Origin of the sequence: Campylobacter lari subsp. lari (genome assembly GCF_013372185.1) — a bacterium.
Classification (GTDB): Bacteria; Campylobacterota; Campylobacteria; order Campylobacterales; family Campylobacteraceae; genus Campylobacter_D; species Campylobacter_D lari.
The window spans coordinates 770,435-786,387 of record NZ_CP053830.1 but is presented as its reverse complement, the minus strand read 5'-3'; the positions used below and the strand labels follow the sequence as shown (position 1 = coordinate 786,387).

At 30.5% G+C, this 15,953-nt stretch carries 16 protein-coding genes; 15 read left to right on the top strand and 1 reads right to left on the bottom strand.

Features of this window, described 5'->3' with window-relative positions; translation table 11 throughout:
* Entirely contained in the window at positions 1-1,419 is a 1,419-nt protein-coding gene (locus tag CLLT_RS04220; RefSeq protein ID WP_012661489.1) for a DegQ family serine endoprotease, read from the bottom strand.
* Positions 1,420-1,568: 149 nt separating this feature from the next.
* Between CLLT_RS04220 and CLLT_RS04215 the strand changes: the two genes are divergently transcribed.
* From CLLT_RS04215 to fliD, 15 genes are all read left to right on the top strand, one after another.
* Entirely contained in the window at positions 1,569-2,435 is an 867-nt protein-coding gene (locus CLLT_RS04215) for a DnaJ C-terminal domain-containing protein (protein ID WP_070256935.1), read from the top strand.
* Positions 2,436-2,444: 9 nt separating this feature from the next.
* The gene (locus tag CLLT_RS04210; RefSeq protein WP_012661487.1) at positions 2,445-2,819 is read left to right on the top strand and encodes a heat shock protein transcriptional repressor HspR; all 375 of its coding nucleotides are present in this window, start codon (positions 2,445-2,447) and stop codon (positions 2,817-2,819) included.
* A 24-nt stretch (positions 2,820-2,843) separates the two neighbouring features.
* The gene (locus tag CLLT_RS04205; RefSeq protein WP_012661486.1) at positions 2,844-4,469 is read left to right on the top strand and encodes a cation:proton antiporter domain-containing protein; all 1,626 of its coding nucleotides are present in this window, start codon (positions 2,844-2,846) and stop codon (positions 4,467-4,469) included.
* Positions 4,466-4,798 carry a hypothetical protein gene (locus tag CLLT_RS04200; protein ID WP_070256937.1) on the top strand — a complete coding sequence of 111 codons (333 nt, stop codon included), beginning with the start codon at positions 4,466-4,468 and terminating at the stop codon, positions 4,796-4,798. Before CLLT_RS04205 ends, CLLT_RS04200 begins: the two co-directional genes overlap by 4 nt.
* A complete protein-coding gene (locus CLLT_RS04195) occupies positions 4,795-5,421 on the top strand; it encodes an HAD family hydrolase (RefSeq protein WP_070256939.1) in 627 nt (208 codons plus the stop codon). Before CLLT_RS04200 ends, CLLT_RS04195 begins: the two co-directional genes overlap by 4 nt.
* Positions 5,422-5,424: 3 nt before the next feature.
* Complete coding sequence (locus CLLT_RS04190) at positions 5,425-5,688, top strand: DUF2018 family protein (protein ID WP_070256941.1); 264 nt, start codon at positions 5,425-5,427, stop codon at positions 5,686-5,688.
* Between the two features lie 2 nt (positions 5,689-5,690).
* Positions 5,691-6,119, top strand: coding sequence for a hypothetical protein (locus CLLT_RS04185; RefSeq protein WP_012661482.1), 429 nt, complete (start codon positions 5,691-5,693; stop codon positions 6,117-6,119).
* 50 nt (positions 6,120-6,169) lie between these two features.
* On the top strand, positions 6,170-7,063 hold the full coding sequence (locus tag CLLT_RS04180) for a polyprenyl synthetase family protein (RefSeq protein WP_012661481.1): 894 nt from the start codon (positions 6,170-6,172) through the stop codon (positions 7,061-7,063).
* The gene (gene hemA / locus CLLT_RS04175; protein ID WP_074692099.1) at positions 7,063-8,370 is read left to right on the top strand and encodes a glutamyl-tRNA reductase; all 1,308 of its coding nucleotides are present in this window, start codon (positions 7,063-7,065) and stop codon (positions 8,368-8,370) included. The genes CLLT_RS04180 and hemA overlap by 1 nt, the downstream gene beginning before the upstream one ends.
* Entirely contained in the window at positions 8,357-10,057 is a 1,701-nt protein-coding gene (locus CLLT_RS04170) for a proline--tRNA ligase (protein ID WP_115614013.1), read from the top strand. Before hemA ends, CLLT_RS04170 begins: the two co-directional genes overlap by 14 nt.
* A complete protein-coding gene (locus CLLT_RS04165) occupies positions 10,054-10,449 on the top strand; it encodes an FxsA family protein (RefSeq protein WP_074692093.1) in 396 nt (131 codons plus the stop codon). Before CLLT_RS04170 ends, CLLT_RS04165 begins: the two co-directional genes overlap by 4 nt.
* Complete coding sequence (gene hemC / locus CLLT_RS04160; protein WP_074692090.1) at positions 10,440-11,366, top strand: hydroxymethylbilane synthase; 927 nt, start codon at positions 10,440-10,442, stop codon at positions 11,364-11,366. Before CLLT_RS04165 ends, hemC begins: the two co-directional genes overlap by 10 nt.
* The gene (locus CLLT_RS04155) at positions 11,367-13,160 is read left to right on the top strand and encodes a menaquinone biosynthesis decarboxylase (RefSeq protein WP_074692087.1); all 1,794 of its coding nucleotides are present in this window, start codon (positions 11,367-11,369) and stop codon (positions 13,158-13,160) included.
* 118 nt (positions 13,161-13,278) lie between these two features.
* The gene (gene flaG / locus CLLT_RS04150) at positions 13,279-13,623 is read left to right on the top strand and encodes a flagella length regulator FlaG (RefSeq protein ID WP_074692084.1); all 345 of its coding nucleotides are present in this window, start codon (positions 13,279-13,281) and stop codon (positions 13,621-13,623) included.
* Positions 13,624-13,625: 2 nt separating this feature from the next.
* Positions 13,626-15,947, top strand: a complete 2,322-nt coding sequence (gene fliD, locus CLLT_RS04145) for a flagellar filament capping protein FliD (protein ID WP_074692082.1) — start codon at positions 13,626-13,628, stop codon at positions 15,945-15,947.
* Positions 15,948-15,953: the final 6 nt, after the last annotated feature.

The window sequence follows — 15,953 nt, the reverse complement described above, 5'->3', positions numbered from 1 at the left end:
TTAAAAAAGTAAAGCTCTAACCATGCCGCCTCTATTAATCCAAATTTTAACATATTCTTTGCCTTTATTTAATTCTAAAGCCTTAGATAATTCTTTAAAATTTGAAACTTCGTATTGATCAATACCTATAATGATATCACCTTGCTCAAAGCCTATTTTTTCTGCTTTTGATTTTGGAGTAACTTCAGTAATTAAAATACCACTAATATTTTCAGGTATGCGGTATTGTTGTTTATTTTTAGAATCAAGTTCTATTAATTTTAGACCATCAATATAACCTTTTTCATATTGTAGCGATTTTTCATCTGTTTTTAGCATAAATTTAACTGTTTTGATTTTATTATCTCTTTCATAAGTTACCTCTATAGCTTGTTTTGGATCAATACTTCCTATATAATTTTTTAAATCCATTGGACTTTTGATCAATGTTTTATCCACTTTTATGATCAAATCGCCTCTTTTTAAACCCGCATTATAAGCTGCTGAGTCTTTTTGAACTTCTGTTATTAAAGCTCCTTCTTGATTAGTATAAGCTTTTTTAATATCTTGAGTTAAAGCTCCTATAACCACACCCAAGTATCCTCTTTCTATTTTTCCATTTTCAATAAGTTTTTTAGCTATGGTTTTAGCCATATTTGAAGGTATTGCAAAGCCTATTCCATTATTTCCACCACTTCTTGAAAGTATAGCTGAGTTTATCCCGACTAAAGCTCCTCTGCTATCTACTAAAGCCCCGCCTGAATTTCCTGGATTAATTGAAGCATCAGTTTGTATAAAATTTTCATATTGATTTAAGCCGATATTGTTTTTATTTAAAGCTGAAATAATTCCACTTGTAACACTACTTCCAACTCCAAAAGGATTACCTAGAGCAAACACTACATCACCTTCTAATAATTTATCCGAATCAGCAAAAACCACAGCAGGTAAATTTTTTGCTTCTATTTTTATCACTGCTAAATCTGTTTTAGGATCAGCACCAATTAATTTAGCTTTATATTCAGTACTTGTATCAGGTAAATTTACAGTAATTTTTTCAGCACCTTCTATAACATGATTATTTGTTATAATATAACCATCACTTGAAATAATTACACCAGATCCAAGTGAACTTACTACTTCTTTTTTATTTTTTTTACTTTTTGGAGCTTGTGGAAAATCAAAACCAAAAAATTGTTTAAAATAAGGATCATTGAAAAAATCATCAATCCCAAAGGAATTACTTTGAACGGTTTTAGAAGTTGAGATATTAACAACTGAATTTTTAACTTTTTGTATAGAATCATGATATGAAAGTATAGTGTTTTGATTATCAGTTGGTAAAGATCTTTTTACATTATCATCTGCTTGTTTAAAATCAATACTAGCACTGAAAAGACTAGTTGCTAATGCTAAAGAAAGAACTATAGTTTTTTTCATATATTATCCTTTGTAAAATCAATTTATACAAGTATAAAATTTTATTTTTACGCAATTGTAAATAAAACCTTTAGTTTTAAAACTTATAAAAGTTGATTGACTTAGACTAAAGTTTATGATATAATCTTACAAAAAAATAAGGAATAAAAATGAGTAATAGTTTATATGAAACGCTTGGTGTTTCAAAAAATGCTAGTGCAGATGAAATAAAAAAAGCTTATAGAAAATTAGCAAGACAATACCACCCAGATATCAACAAAGAAGCAGGTGCTGAAGAAAAATTTAAAGAAATTAACGCTGCTTATGAAATTTTAAGTGATGAGAAAAAAAGAGCCCAATATGATCAATATGGTGATTCTATGTTTGGCGGCCAAAGTTTTCAGGATTTTTCAAGAAGCGCAGGTGGAGCAGACATTAATGATATATTAAGAAATATTTTTGGTGGTGGCTTTGGCGGAGGTGGCTTTAGCTCTAGTAATAATTTTAGAGGTGGCTTTGGGGGTTTTGGAGGCTTTGAAGAGGATTTAGACTTGCAAGCTAGTATAAAAATTCCTTTTGAAAAGGGAATTTTAGGCGGTGAGCACTCTATAATGATAAATAAAGAACAAGTTAAAATCAAAATTCCACACGGCATTAAAGATGGAGAAAAATTACGCATACGTAATAAAGGAAAAACATTTAATAATCAAAGAGGGGATTTGATCTTAAAAGTTGAGCTTGAAAAAAGCAATGAGTATGAAAGAGAAGATGATGATTTGTATAAAAAGGTTGAAATTAGCTTAAAAACAGCACTTTTTGGTGATAAAATTAGCGTTAATACCCCAAGAAAAGAAGTTAAAATCACCATACCACCAAATTCAAAAAATAATCAAAAAATCAGACTAAAAGGCTATGGGGTACAAAATAGAAAAACAGATATTTATGGGGATATGTATTTAATTTTAAATGTTAAATTACCAGATACAAGCACCCTAGATCCTGAATTTTTAAAAATTTTAGAAGAAAAATTACCATAAGGAGTGAATATGCAGCATAGTTATGATGAACCAGTTTATTTAATCAGTGTTGTAGCAAAAGTTTTAAGCATACATCCTCAAACCTTAAGACAATATGAAAAAGAAGGTTTAGTTGAACCAAGTAGAACAGATGGAAAAATGAGGCTTTATTCTCAAAAGGATATAGATAGAATCAAAATGATTTTACGCCTTACAAGAGATCTTGGTGTAAATTTAGCTGGGGTTGATGTGATATTAAAGCTAAAAACAAAAATGGATGAGTTTGAAAATATTATTGAAGAATTAAGATTAGAGCTTGATAAAAAAAACAATCCTTCAAAATCAAGAGCAGTAGTAAAACACAGAAGCAATTTTGACTTAATTTTTTTAGAAAAAATAAAATAATAAAACATTGTAAAAGGTTGGTGAGTGGATGCTTTTATAACTTTATTTTTAACTGCAGTAGCAGTTGCGGTTGTACTTAATGTTATACTTAAAAAATTTGGAATTCCAACTATTATAGGCTATATAGCCACAGGTTTGTTTGTGCGTGAATTTTATGGTTTTAGTACTAATGAAATCATTATCCATGTGGCTGAGTTTGGTATAGTTTTTTTAATGTTTACTATAGGACTTGAGTTTTCATTTAAACATCTTTTAGCTATGAAAAAAGAGGTGTTTTTAAATGGTAGTTTGCAAATGCTAACTTGTGGTTTGGTTTGTACTTTGCTTGTAACTTATATTTTAGGTATAGCAAGCCATATAGCAATGATAGCAGGTTTTGCCCTAGCTTTATCCTCCACGGCTATAGTTTTAAAAATACTTAATGATAGTGGCGATATCAATGAAGAATATGGCAGAAAAGCTTTGGGAATTTTGCTTTTTCAAGATATTGCCGTGATACCACTGCTGTTAATGATTGATATATTTAGTTCTCAAAATGCTGATATTTCAAAGCTTTTATTTACAACCTTAGTTAGTGCTGTGATTTTACTTGTTTTACTTTATTTTATAGGAAAATACCTTTTTACTTATGTTTTAAAATTTATTATCAAAACTAATGCAAATGAAATTTTTATCGCTACCATACTTTTTACCGTAATAGGAGCAAGCTTTTTAGCGCATTCATTTGGTTTTTCTTACTCGCTTGGAGCATTCATAGCTGGAGCTTTGATTGCTGAAACTAAATATAAACATAAAATAGAAGCAGATTTAGTTCCTTTTAGGGATTTGCTTTTAGGGTTTTTCTTTATCAGTGTTGGTTTGCAAATTGATTTTCATATAGTTTTTGAAAATTGGTTTTTGATTTTTGTTTTTGTAAGCTTAGTATTGTTGATAAAATTTGTAGTAATTTATGGTCTTTTAATCCTTTATACAAGAAAAAGAGTAGCTTTAAAAACTGCTTTGAGTATTTCTCAAATTGGAGAATTTGCTCTAGCGGTATTTTCGCTAATGCAAGTAAATTCACTTATAGATGAAAAAACGGCACAAATTTTCATTATAGTTTCTATCATCACTATGGTTGCAACACCTTTTATTTTAAACAATCTTAGAAAAATAGCCAATGCAGCTGAAGGTGAGCAAAGTGATATGGCTAAATTTTATCTATGTGATCAAAAAATGAAAGATCATTTTATCATTTTTGGTTATACAAGATTAGGACAAGAAGTGGTGCAAAAGATTAAAAAAACAGGTATTCCATATCTAGTTTTAGAAAGTGATTTAAATTTAGTTGAGCTTGGGCGTAGTAGAAATGAAAATGTATTTTTTGCAAATGTAGCCCAAGTAGAAACACTAAAGGTGGCCAATATAGAAGAATGCTCAGTTGCTATTATAACTATAAGCAATGAAGCTAAACTTGATATGCTCTATCAAGTACTTTCTAATTTCAATAAACCTATACAAACGGTTTTAAAAACAAGCGGTATGGGTGCTAAGATCATTTTTCCGCACACTGATAAACACTTACACATTGTAGATGCTGAAGCTTCAATAGCTAGAAATTTAGTGCAAGAAGCATTACAATGTAGAATCAATACAAGTGCAGCAGAATGAAAAATGATGAAAAAGCTTTGAGAATAAAATATGTAAGAGCTTTAGAAAAATTTACCAACTCCGCTGTAAGTGCTTTAAAAAGGGAGGATTTTGATTTAACACTTTTTAGAGAAAGAATGCAAAAAAATGCTAAAATCTTTGAAAAAGTTCAAGCGGTGTTTTTGGATTCTACCTATACCAAGGCTTTGGAGATTTTTGTAAATGAGTGCTTAGATGAGAGTTTAGATCAAAAAACCTTAACTTCAAAAGCCAATGCCTTATATAAGCTAAAAAATAATCAAAGTTATAAAAAAGACAAACATAAAATTAAATTTAAGGATGAATATTGATAAATGTAATTTTTGACATGGATGGAACGCTTATAGATAGTGCTAATGCTATAGTATGCGCGGTAAATGAAATAAGAGCGGATTTAAATTTAGAACCTTTAAAAAGAGAGTTTATTTTAGATACTATCAATACTCCTGGGCAAAATTATGCTAAGATTTTTTATGGGGTTGATACTTACTCTCATACTAGCTTTAAAGAAGGCTATGAAAAATATTTCATAAAACATTATGATCAAAGCGTGGTACTTTTTGATGGTGTGCTTGAGGTTTTGGAATTTTGTAAAAAAAATGATTGCTATTTAGCTATAGCTACTAATGCGCCTCAAGAAAGCTTGGTGCCTATTTTAAAAAAACAAAACATTCTTTCATATTTTGATAAAATATTAGGTGTTAGTTATGGTATAGAAGCTAAACCTGATCCTATGATGCTAAGATTAATCGCAGATGAAGCAAAATATGAAAAAAGTATTTTCATAGGCGATAGTTTAAAAGATAGACTTTGTGCTAAAAATGCTAAGATGGATTATATACATATTTCTTGGCAAAAAGAAATTAAAAACTTAGATGAAGCTAACGATAAAACTACTTTAATAGATAAAATTCAAATTCACATGAAAGGTTAGAAAATGGATATTTTTGATGAGATGTTTACAAAAACTCCTAAAGAAAAATTTATAGAAACTATAAAACATGCAAATTTGGGTGCTTTAGAAAATGTTTTAGAAAAGTTATTAGCTGATCATATAGCTATGATAGAACTTTTAGAAAAAAATAATTTAAATGAAAATGATGTAGCAAATTTTCAAATGGAAAATTCACTCTTAATAGATGAGAGAAAAAATGATTTTTACATAGGCTTAAGCGCTCAAATTTTAGGGCATGAGGGTTAAATTTGAAATTTATTTTTGCTTTACTTGTGAGTTTTTGTTTTTTAAAGGCTGAAGTATTTTTTGATTATACTTATAAATTTACACTCAAAAAAGATGAAAAAGCTAGGGTTTGGATAAAAGAGATTGATTATCCTGATGAGACATATTTTTTTGATTTTTCTTGGACTTTATTTGATCAAACTAATATAATAGTTCATTCAAGATACAAAAAATACCCTAGACAATTTGTTATGTCTTTAAGAAGAAATTTAAATTGGGTTGATCAAACCTTAGTACCTGATTATAAAAACCCTCATATTGATAGAGCAAGATTGATACTTGAATTTAGTGATTTTAAAAAGGATGAAGCTGTTTTTATTGTTTATATAGAAGATAGGGATAAAAAATTAGAAGTTAAATTTTTAGATCCAAGAAAACCGCCGCTTAACTAAAAATAAAGCATAATTTAATAAAATATTGTAAATAAAATAAGGGAAGCATAGTGCAAAAGATCGATCAATATATGCATGAATTTTTATCTGAATTAAACTACAAGCCTATTTTAATCATGAGTTCAAAACTTCAAGGTGGTAAAAAATTACGCTCAAAACTACTTTTAAAAATAGCTGGGGAAAGTGATATTAGCTATAAAATCTGTGCTATTATAGAGTTAATTCATGCTGCAAGCTTATTGCATGATGATGTGATTGATGAAGCAAAATTAAGAAGAGGTGTAAAGTCTATTAATGCACAATTTGGAGCCAAAAATGCTATCATGCTTGGAGATATTTTATACTCAAAAGCCTTTTATGAGCTTTCTTTGATTGATCTAAAATTAGCAAAAATCATTTCTAATGCTGTTGTTATGCTTTCTGTTGGTGAATTAATGGATGTAAATTTAAGTGAAACTTTCAATACTGATAAAAACGCTTATTTACAAATGATATATAACAAAACAGCCGTTTTAATCGAAGCTAGTGCAAGATGTGGGGCATTACTTGCTAATTTAAATGAAGATGATTTTGCTGAATATGGTAAAAATTTAGGTTTAGCTTTTCAAATTGTAGATGATATTTTAGATATTAAAGGTGATGAACAAACCTTAGGTAAACCTGCTATGAATGATTTTAAAGAAGGTAAAACCACTCTTGCTTATATGTATTTGCACGAAAAATTAGACTCACAAGATCAAAAAACACTTAAGTCTTACTACAAGAAAGATTTAAGTGTAGATGAGCTTGCTTGGATTAAAAATAAAATGCAAGAGCATGAAATTTTTAATCAAGTTGGCCAAGAACTAAACACTTATGCAAATAATGCGCTAAAAGCTATAAAAAAATACAATATAAAAGATTTAGAAGATATTATTAAAAGCATGATAGAAAGGGAATTTTAATGCATTATTATTGCATCAGTTTTACACATAAAAATACAGATATTGCTACTAGAGAAAAACTTTCCTTTTCTAATGAAGACAAAAAAAGAGAATTGCTAAAGCTAATCCATACTAATAATAAAATTTTAGAAAGCTTAGTACTTAGTACTTGCAATAGGGTTGAAATTTTTCTTTTTGTAGGAGATGTTGAAAGCATTAATGAGCATATTTTAAAAACACTTAGTTTGCTTTGTGGGGTTGATAGAGAAAATTTAAGCACCAAGGCTGATTTTTACGAAGATAGCGGAGCTATTCATCATTTATTTTCTGTAGCAAGCTCACTTGATAGCTTGGTTATTGGTGAAACGCAAATTGCTGGGCAATTAAAAGATGCTTATAAATTTGCCCTGCAAGAGCAAAGATGCGGTGTACATATAACTAGAGCAGTGCATTATGCTTTTAAATGTGCGGCAAATGTTAGAAATCAAACTGAAATTTCTAAAAATCCTATTTCAGTTGCTTCGGTGGCGGTGGCAAAAGCTAAAGAGCTTGTAAATTTAGAAAATAAAACTGCTGTTGTAGTAGGTGCAGGGGAAATGAGTGAGCTAGCCTGTAAGCATTTATTAAATGCTAAGGCTAAAGTATTGATATTAAATAGAGATATACAAAATGCCCAAAAACTTTGCGAAGATTTAGGTGAAAATGCAAGCTATGAAAGTATTGCAAATTTAAAAGAAGCACTAAATCAATATGAGATATTTTTTAGTGCCACAAACGCTCCACATGCTATCATAACCAATGATTTATTAGAAGAAAAAGATTATAGAAGATATTTTTTTGATATAGCAGTGCCTAGGGATATTGATGTAAAAGCAAATGAAAAAAATATAGTTTATGCTGTTGATGATTTAGAAGAAGTTGTAAGAAAAAATTTAACTCTAAGAGAACACCAAGCCCAAATTGCTTATTCTATAGTAGGTACTATGACAAATGAGTTTTTTCAACATCTAAGCAAACTAGCAACCTTGCCTTTAGTTAAGCAATTACGCTTACAAGCTGATGAAATCGCTAAAGAACAATTACAAAAGGCTATAGATAAAGGATATTTAAAACACTCAAACCATGAAGAAGCAAGAAAGCTTATAAGGCAAGTAATGAATGCATTTTTACATCATCCTAGTGTAAATTTAAAAAAACTAAGTGGAACTATGCAAAATGATTCAGTAATTAATGCCATGCGTTATGTGTTTGATTTAAAAAATGAAAAAATGGAAGGTTTAAACCTTTATAAATGTGAATTTAATTTGGAGAATAATCATGAAATTTAGTAAATTTTATGCCATAAGCACAAAAGAAAATCCAAAAGATGCTACCCTGCCAAGTCATATATTTTTAGTTAAAGGTGCCTTTGTAGAACAAATTGGAAGTGGCTTGTATAATTTTTTACCTTTGGGAAAAAGAGTTTTAGATAAGATTAAAAATATCATCAAAGAAGAAATGGATAAAGCAGGGGCTTTAGAAGTAAATTTAAGTTTTAATACTCCAGCCGAACTTTGGAAAGAAAGTGGGAGATTTAATGTTTTTGGTAAAGAGCTTTTACGCTTTAAAGATAGAAAAGAAAATGACTTTGTTTTAGGGCCAACCCATGAAGAAGCTATGGTAGCTTTAGTAAGAAATAAAATCACTTCTTACAAACAACTTCCTTTACATTTATATCAAATAGGACTTAAATTTAGAGATGAAGCTAGACCTAGATTTGGACTTTTAAGATGTAGGGAATTTTTAATGAAAGATGGCTATAGCTTTCATGCTAGCGAAGCTGATTTAGATAAAGAATTTAATCTTATGCATGAAACTTATAGTAAAATTCTTACAAGATTAGGGCTTGATTTTAGGGCTGTTGAAGCTGATAGTGGAGCTATTGGTGGTAGTGGTTCGAAAGAATTTATGGTTTTAGCTAAAAATGGCGAGGATGATATATTATTATGTGAGCATTGTGATTATGCTGCAAATATCGAAGCAGCAAAAAGAGCTAAAAAAACTTGTACTGATGAGAGACCAGAAGCTGATTTTGCTACACAATTTCACACTCCAAATGTAAAAACTATAGAAGAATTAGCTAATTTTTTTAAAATCAATCCTTACTATACTATCAAAGCAGTAGTAAAAAAAGCGATTTATGAAAATGAAGAAAAAATTATAGTATTTTTTATACGCGGTGATGATGAATTACAAGAAGTTAAAGCACTAAATGCAGCAAATGCATTAGAATTAGTTGATGTAAGTGAAGAAGAATTAGAAAAAGCAGGTTTAGTACCAGGATTTGTCGGCTTTATAGGATTAAATGGTGTTGATTTTTATATTGATCATGAGCTTGAAAACGAAACAAATATGATTATTGGAGCAAATAAAAAAGATTATCATTTAGTCGGAATCAATGTTGTAAATTTAAACAAAGAACGCTTTAAAGATCTTGCAGCAGTTAAAGAGCATGATCTTTGTCCAAAATGCCAGCATAAGCTTAAGCAAAGCAAGGGTATTGAAGTAGGGCATATTTTTAAACTTGGAAATAAATACTCAAAAGCAATGAATGCAAGCTATTTAGATGAAAATGGTAAAGCTCAATTTTTTACTATGGGTTGTTATGGCATGGGTGTTAGTCGTTTGGTTGCGGTTGCCATAGAAGCAAGCCATGATGAAAAAGGTTGTATTTGGAATAAAACTCTAGCTCCTTTTGTTTTAGATATCATCGTTTCTAATATAAAAGATACAAAAGCTATGGAATTTGCTGAGCAAATTTACACTCATTTTAAAGATAAAGAGATTTTATTTGATGATAGAAATGAGCGTTTTGGTGTGAAGATTAATGATTTTGAATTAATGGGCTTTCCTTATGCTTTAGTTATAGGTAAGAGTTTAGTAAATGATGAAGTAGAATTAATCCATAGAAATACCTTAGAAAAACAAGTTTTAAAAACCCAAGAAGTAATTTCGCACTTAGAGAAAATTCTATGATGATAAAAACAAATTTAAGTGCATTTTTAATTTTAGAATTAATTGCTAGTATTTTATTTATAACCTTTTTTGGATTTTTAAATTTTTTTATGATAGTTTTTGCAAGCATGTTTTTAGGAGCAATGTTTTTAGCAAAGACTTGGACCAATCTCATCACTATGCAAAATACTAATACTAATTTATTTGGTATGATTAAATTATTTTCTTTAACCATAGTAGGAATTTTACTTTTAATACCAGGAATTTTAAGCACATTTTTAGGAATTTTACTCTTATTTTTCATGATGGTGTTAAAACTTTTTACAAAACAAAAGAAAAAAAATCATCAAACAAATAATGAAGAAGAAATCATAGATGTAGAAATCATACAGGAGCATAAAAAATGCAATTAATCATCGCAACAAGAAAAAGCCAACTTGCATTATGGCAAAGCGAATATATAAAAAACAAATTATCCCAAACACATTCTGATTTAGAAATTTCTTTAGAGGGTTTTAAAACTAAAGGTGATGTTTTACTTGATTCACCTTTAGCTAAAATAGGCGGAAAAGGACTTTTCACAAAAGAACTTGAAGAAAGTATGCTAAGAGGTGATTCGCATTTAGCTGTACATAGCTTAAAAGATGTACCTAGTTTTTTCCCAAAAGGTTTAGTTTTGGCTGCTATTTCAAAAAGAGAAGAAGTAAATGATGCTTTTTTAAGTGAGTATTATGAGAGCTTAAATGCCCTCCCAAAAGGTGCAAAAGTAGGCACTACAAGCCTTAGAAGAAGAATGCAACTTTTAGCACTAAGACCTGATTTAAATATCATTTCTTTAAGAGGCAATATTAACTCGCGCTTAGAAAAACTTAAAGCAAAAGAATTTGATGCAATCATCTTGGCATTAGCTGGTATCAAACGTTTAGGTTTAGACAAAACAATTAAATATGTCAAAGCTTTTGAGCTTGATGAGATGATACCCGCAGCTTCCCAAGGAGCCTTAGGTATAGAAAGCATTGATGATAAACAAATTTTAAAATACCTTGAATGCTTAAATGACAAAAATGCCTTTATAGAAACTCATATAGAAAGAGACTTTATCAAAACCTTAGAAGGTGGTTGCCAAGTACCTATAGGTATTAATGCAAAAATCATTGATGAAAAAATAGAAATTCGCGCCATAGTAGGCCTACCTGATGCAAGTAAATTGCTAAAAGAAAAAAGAGTTATTAAAAAACAAGATTATGTTAATGCAGGTGAACTTTTGGCTAAAGAAATGATAGCAAAAGGGGCAAGAGAAATTTTAAAAGAAGCAGAGAGTATGATATAAATGCAAAAATTTATAGAACTTTTAGAAAAAAATCATCTATTAAAAATTATCAACGATCCTGTTGATGTTGATCTTGAAATGGCACATCTTGCCTATATAGAAGTTAAAAAAGAAGATTCCAAAGCCTTACTTTTTACCAATGCAGTTAAAGATGGTAGAAAATATGATTACCCTGTGCTTTTAAATACATTTTGCAATGAAAAAGCTTTAAATTTAGCTTTTACAAGATCTTATGAAGATGTAGCTAGTGAAATTAGTTCCTTGCTAAAAATGCACATACCACAAAGTTTTGGTGCAAAATTAAATTTTTTCAAAACCTTATTTGGCTTAAAAAATATCCCACCAAAGCGTATTAAAAAAGATGGAGAATTTAACTACAAAAGTTTAAATTCATTATATGATATACCTATTTTAAAAACTTGGGAAAAAGACGCTGCACCTTTTATCACCATGGGACAAGTTTACACTCAAAGTTTAGATGGTAAACAAAATAACCTTGGGATGTATCGCTTGCAAGTTGTTGATGATAAAACTTTGCTTATGCATTGGCAAATTCACAAAGATGCGAGTCATTTTTTTCATGAGTATAAAAAAGCAAATAAAAAAATGCCAGTAAGCATAGCAATAGGCGGGGATCCTTTATATATTTGGTGTGCTCAAGCACCTTTACCTAAAGGAATTTTTGAACTTTTACTTTATGGCTTTATCAAGAAAAAACCTGCGATTTTGGCAAAATGCAAAAGCAATGATCTTTTTGTGCCTTATGATAGTGATTTTGTTATCGAGGGTTTTGTAGATCCAAATGAATTTGCACCTGAGGGGCCTTTTGGAGATCACACAGGATTTTACACTCCGGTTGAGCTTTGCCCTGTATTAAAAGTAGAGAAAATCTTTGCTAAAAAAAATGCAATCTATCAAGCAACTGTTGTTGGAAAACCTCCATTAGAAGATAAATACATGGGACTTGGAACAGAAAGAGTTTTTTTACCTTTACTTCAGACAAATGCTCCTGATTTGATAGATTATAACATGCCTGAAAATGGGGTATTTCACAACTTAATCTTAGCCAAAATAGAAGCAAAATACCCAGCACATGCAAAACAAATCATGCATACATTTTGGGGGGTAGGGCAAATGAGCTTTGTTAAACATGCTATTTTTGTAGATGAAAACGCACCTTCATTAAAAGACTATGACAAACTCATACCTTATATACTCGATCGTTTTGATGAAGAAAAATTACTCATTAGTGAAGGAATTTGCGATCAATTAGATCATGCTTCAAGTACTTATTGTTATGGCGGGAAAGCAGGGCTTGATGCATGTGGTGATGAAAAAAAAGTAGAACTAGAAATTTTAAAAGATGAAACTTTGCTTCAATTATTTAAAGAAAAAGATTCAAGTATTTTAAATTTAAAACAATTCTACACTCAAACTTTCACACCAATTAGTGTGGTTTTGATTGATAAAAAAGAAAAAATTGCTCAAGTATTTGAAAAACTACAAATTTATAAAAAACACTTTAGAATTTTAGCCTTTTTAGATCAAGATGCTATTTTAGAAAACCCTTACATGCTAGTATGGCGTATCGTAAACAATATCGATGCAAAAAGAGACATTTTTATAAAAAAAGATTGTATTGGTATTGATGCGACAAATAAAGGTTTACTAGAAGATTATTATAAAGCATGGCCTTTAATGACTAATTGTTCTAAAGAGGTTATTAATAAGCTCATTGCAAAAAAATTACTCCCTAACGATGAAAAATTCTTCAAAAAGTTTGAAATTTTTTAATTTTAAACTTTTTGAGAACACTTTTTGCTTGTAAAAAATATAGATTTTTATCTAAATATTAAGTTTTTTAAAATTGTGTCGATAGAGTATTTTGAAGTCTTTTAAAAAGGAGTTTAAAATGGACATTGGTAACATTCAAAGAGATGCAAGTATCACTCATTTTAATACAAAGGGTGCAGAAAAAACATCTCAACAAGAAAGCAAGCAACAAATTGATTTAAAAGATCAAGATGAGAATTTAAACGATAAGTTGAAAAATGCAACAGAAAAGTTAAACCAGCAAATGGAAACTTTAGAAACAAATGTGCGTTTTGCGTACAATGATAAAATCAACGAAATGTATGTGAATGTGACCGAAAAAGATACTGGCAGGCTCATACGCAAAATTCCTAGTGAAGAGGTTATGAAGCTGATAGAGCATTTTAAAGGTGTTATTGGCACTATTTTTGATAAGGAGAGTTAATTATGGCAGTAGGTAGTTTAGGAAGTTTAGGGATAGGTTCAGGTGTTTTAACAAGTGATACTTTAAATAAACTCAAAGAAGCAGAAATGAATGCGCATTTAGGTCTTTATAACTCACAGCTTGAAACTAATACTTCAAGACAAAAAGACTTAGCAGAGCTTGAAGCGAAATTACTTGCTTTCCAAACTGCTGTTAATAGCCTAGGGGATACCTCTCAGTTTAACAAAAAGAAAGTATCTCCTAGTGTAAGTGGAGATAGTGCTGCTGCGAGCTTAGTAGTGGGATCCTTATCTAACCTTACCAATATGAAAGTAATCGTAGATCAATTAGCCCAAAAAGATGTGTATCAAAGTAATGGCTTTAGAGATAAAACCGCCACGGTTATGAGTAGTTTAGGTATAGAAGGCGGTAAAGATGGCAAAACTTCTTTTACTATCACCCAAGATGGAAAAGACTACAAGATCGACATAGACAAAAGCACAACTGTGGCTCAGCTTGCTGAAAAGATCAACGCAGCCACCGGTGGTAAAATAGAAGCTAAACTTGTCAATACCGGAGACAGAGACAATCCATACCGCTTAGTCGTACAAAGCACCGAAACAGGGGCAAAAAATAACATCTCTTTTTCAGGCGATGAAAAGCTTTTAGAGGGCCTAGGTTGGGGGCTTGATAAAAACAGCATTAGCGCGGGTGGTTTGTATGGGTTTAGACCTAGTGGACAAAGCGAAAAAAAAGACACTATAACAGGAAGCATCTCAGAATTATCACCTCTTAATATTGAAGATCTTAAAAAGCAAAAACTTTTAGGTGAAGGAGAAAAAACTTCTTTTACTTTTGTTATAAAAAATGGTGAAAGATATGATAGATTTACCATTAATATTGATGAAAATACCACCTATGAAAGTCTTGCTGAGGATTTAAGAAAACAAACCAATGGAAAAGTTGAACTTAAAATAGAAGATGGTGGCAAACTTTCCTTTAGAGCTACCAATGGTGGTGATTTGAGTATATTTGATGGGGGCTATGCGATTGATAAAGATGGTAATATCGACACAAGCAACTATCAAAGAGATCCTTTAGCTACAAGATTACTCAGCGATAAGTTTGGAATCACTTTAGATACAAGTACACCACAAGGTTACAATGTAAAAGCAGACAATGAAAATCACATTCAAAAAGGTATGGATGCTATCTTTAGTGTAGATGGTGTGAAGATGACAAGACCAACCAACACTATCACTGACATAGGTCCTGACATCACTTTGGAGTTAAAACAAAAAGGTGAGATTAGTTTCAATGTCACTCAAGATACAGAATCCATCGCGCAGTCTTTAGAAAGCCTAGCCACAGCTTATAATGACTTGATGATCAATCTTAATGCAGCAACAAAGTATGATCCAGATGCAGGAACAAAAGGAAATTTTGTTGGTGTTAGTGAAATTTATAATATCAAATCTCAAATCAACAACATCTTACTTCAAACCATCACCGTTGATGGGACAGTCATCGTTGGTGATAGCGACAGCTCAGAAGGGATTAAAGTTTCTTCAAAGGTAAGCTTGTCTTTGGCAGATTATGGTTTGACTTTAAATGATGGGGTTTTGACTTTTGATTCAGGTAAGTTTAACTCTAAATTTAATGAAGATCCGCAAATGGCTGAAAAATTTTTCGTAGGAAGCAATGGTTTTGAAGATATTGATCTAGTGGGCGATAGGGTGAGTGGACTTGGTGACGAAAATATAGAATTTAAAGAAGGTAATTTTACCATCACTTATAATGATGAAACGATTGATTTAAGCAAAACAGCAAATGGAGATCCTTTTACACTTACTGGTGCTGATGATATAGAAAAAGCTAAAAATCTAGTAGAACATATCAATAGTTTTGGCTTAGAAGGTTTAGAAGCTAGTTTTGAAATCATCAACCAAGGTAAAGATGGACAACAAATCCAATTTAAAATCAAAGGAACTTCAGGTAGCAACCTTGAAATCAAGGGCGATAGTGAATTTTTGAAAAAATTTGGCTTAAGCTCTAGAACTATTTACTCAGTTTATAAAGAAGAAACAGGAACCTTTGGGGTGCTAAAAAATACCATGGGTGAAATTATGGGTTCTGATGGCTCATTTGGTGGTTATAAAGAATCTCTAACAAAAGAATCTAAAAACCTAAATGAAACCATTGAATCAACTAAAAAAACTATAGAAGATAGATATGATACGATGTGGTCTAGATGGGCTGCTTATGATGGTATCATCGCGAAATTAAACAATCAAGCAAGCGTTATTGCAAATATGATTAATGCAGCAAATAATCAAAATTCTTAAAATAAA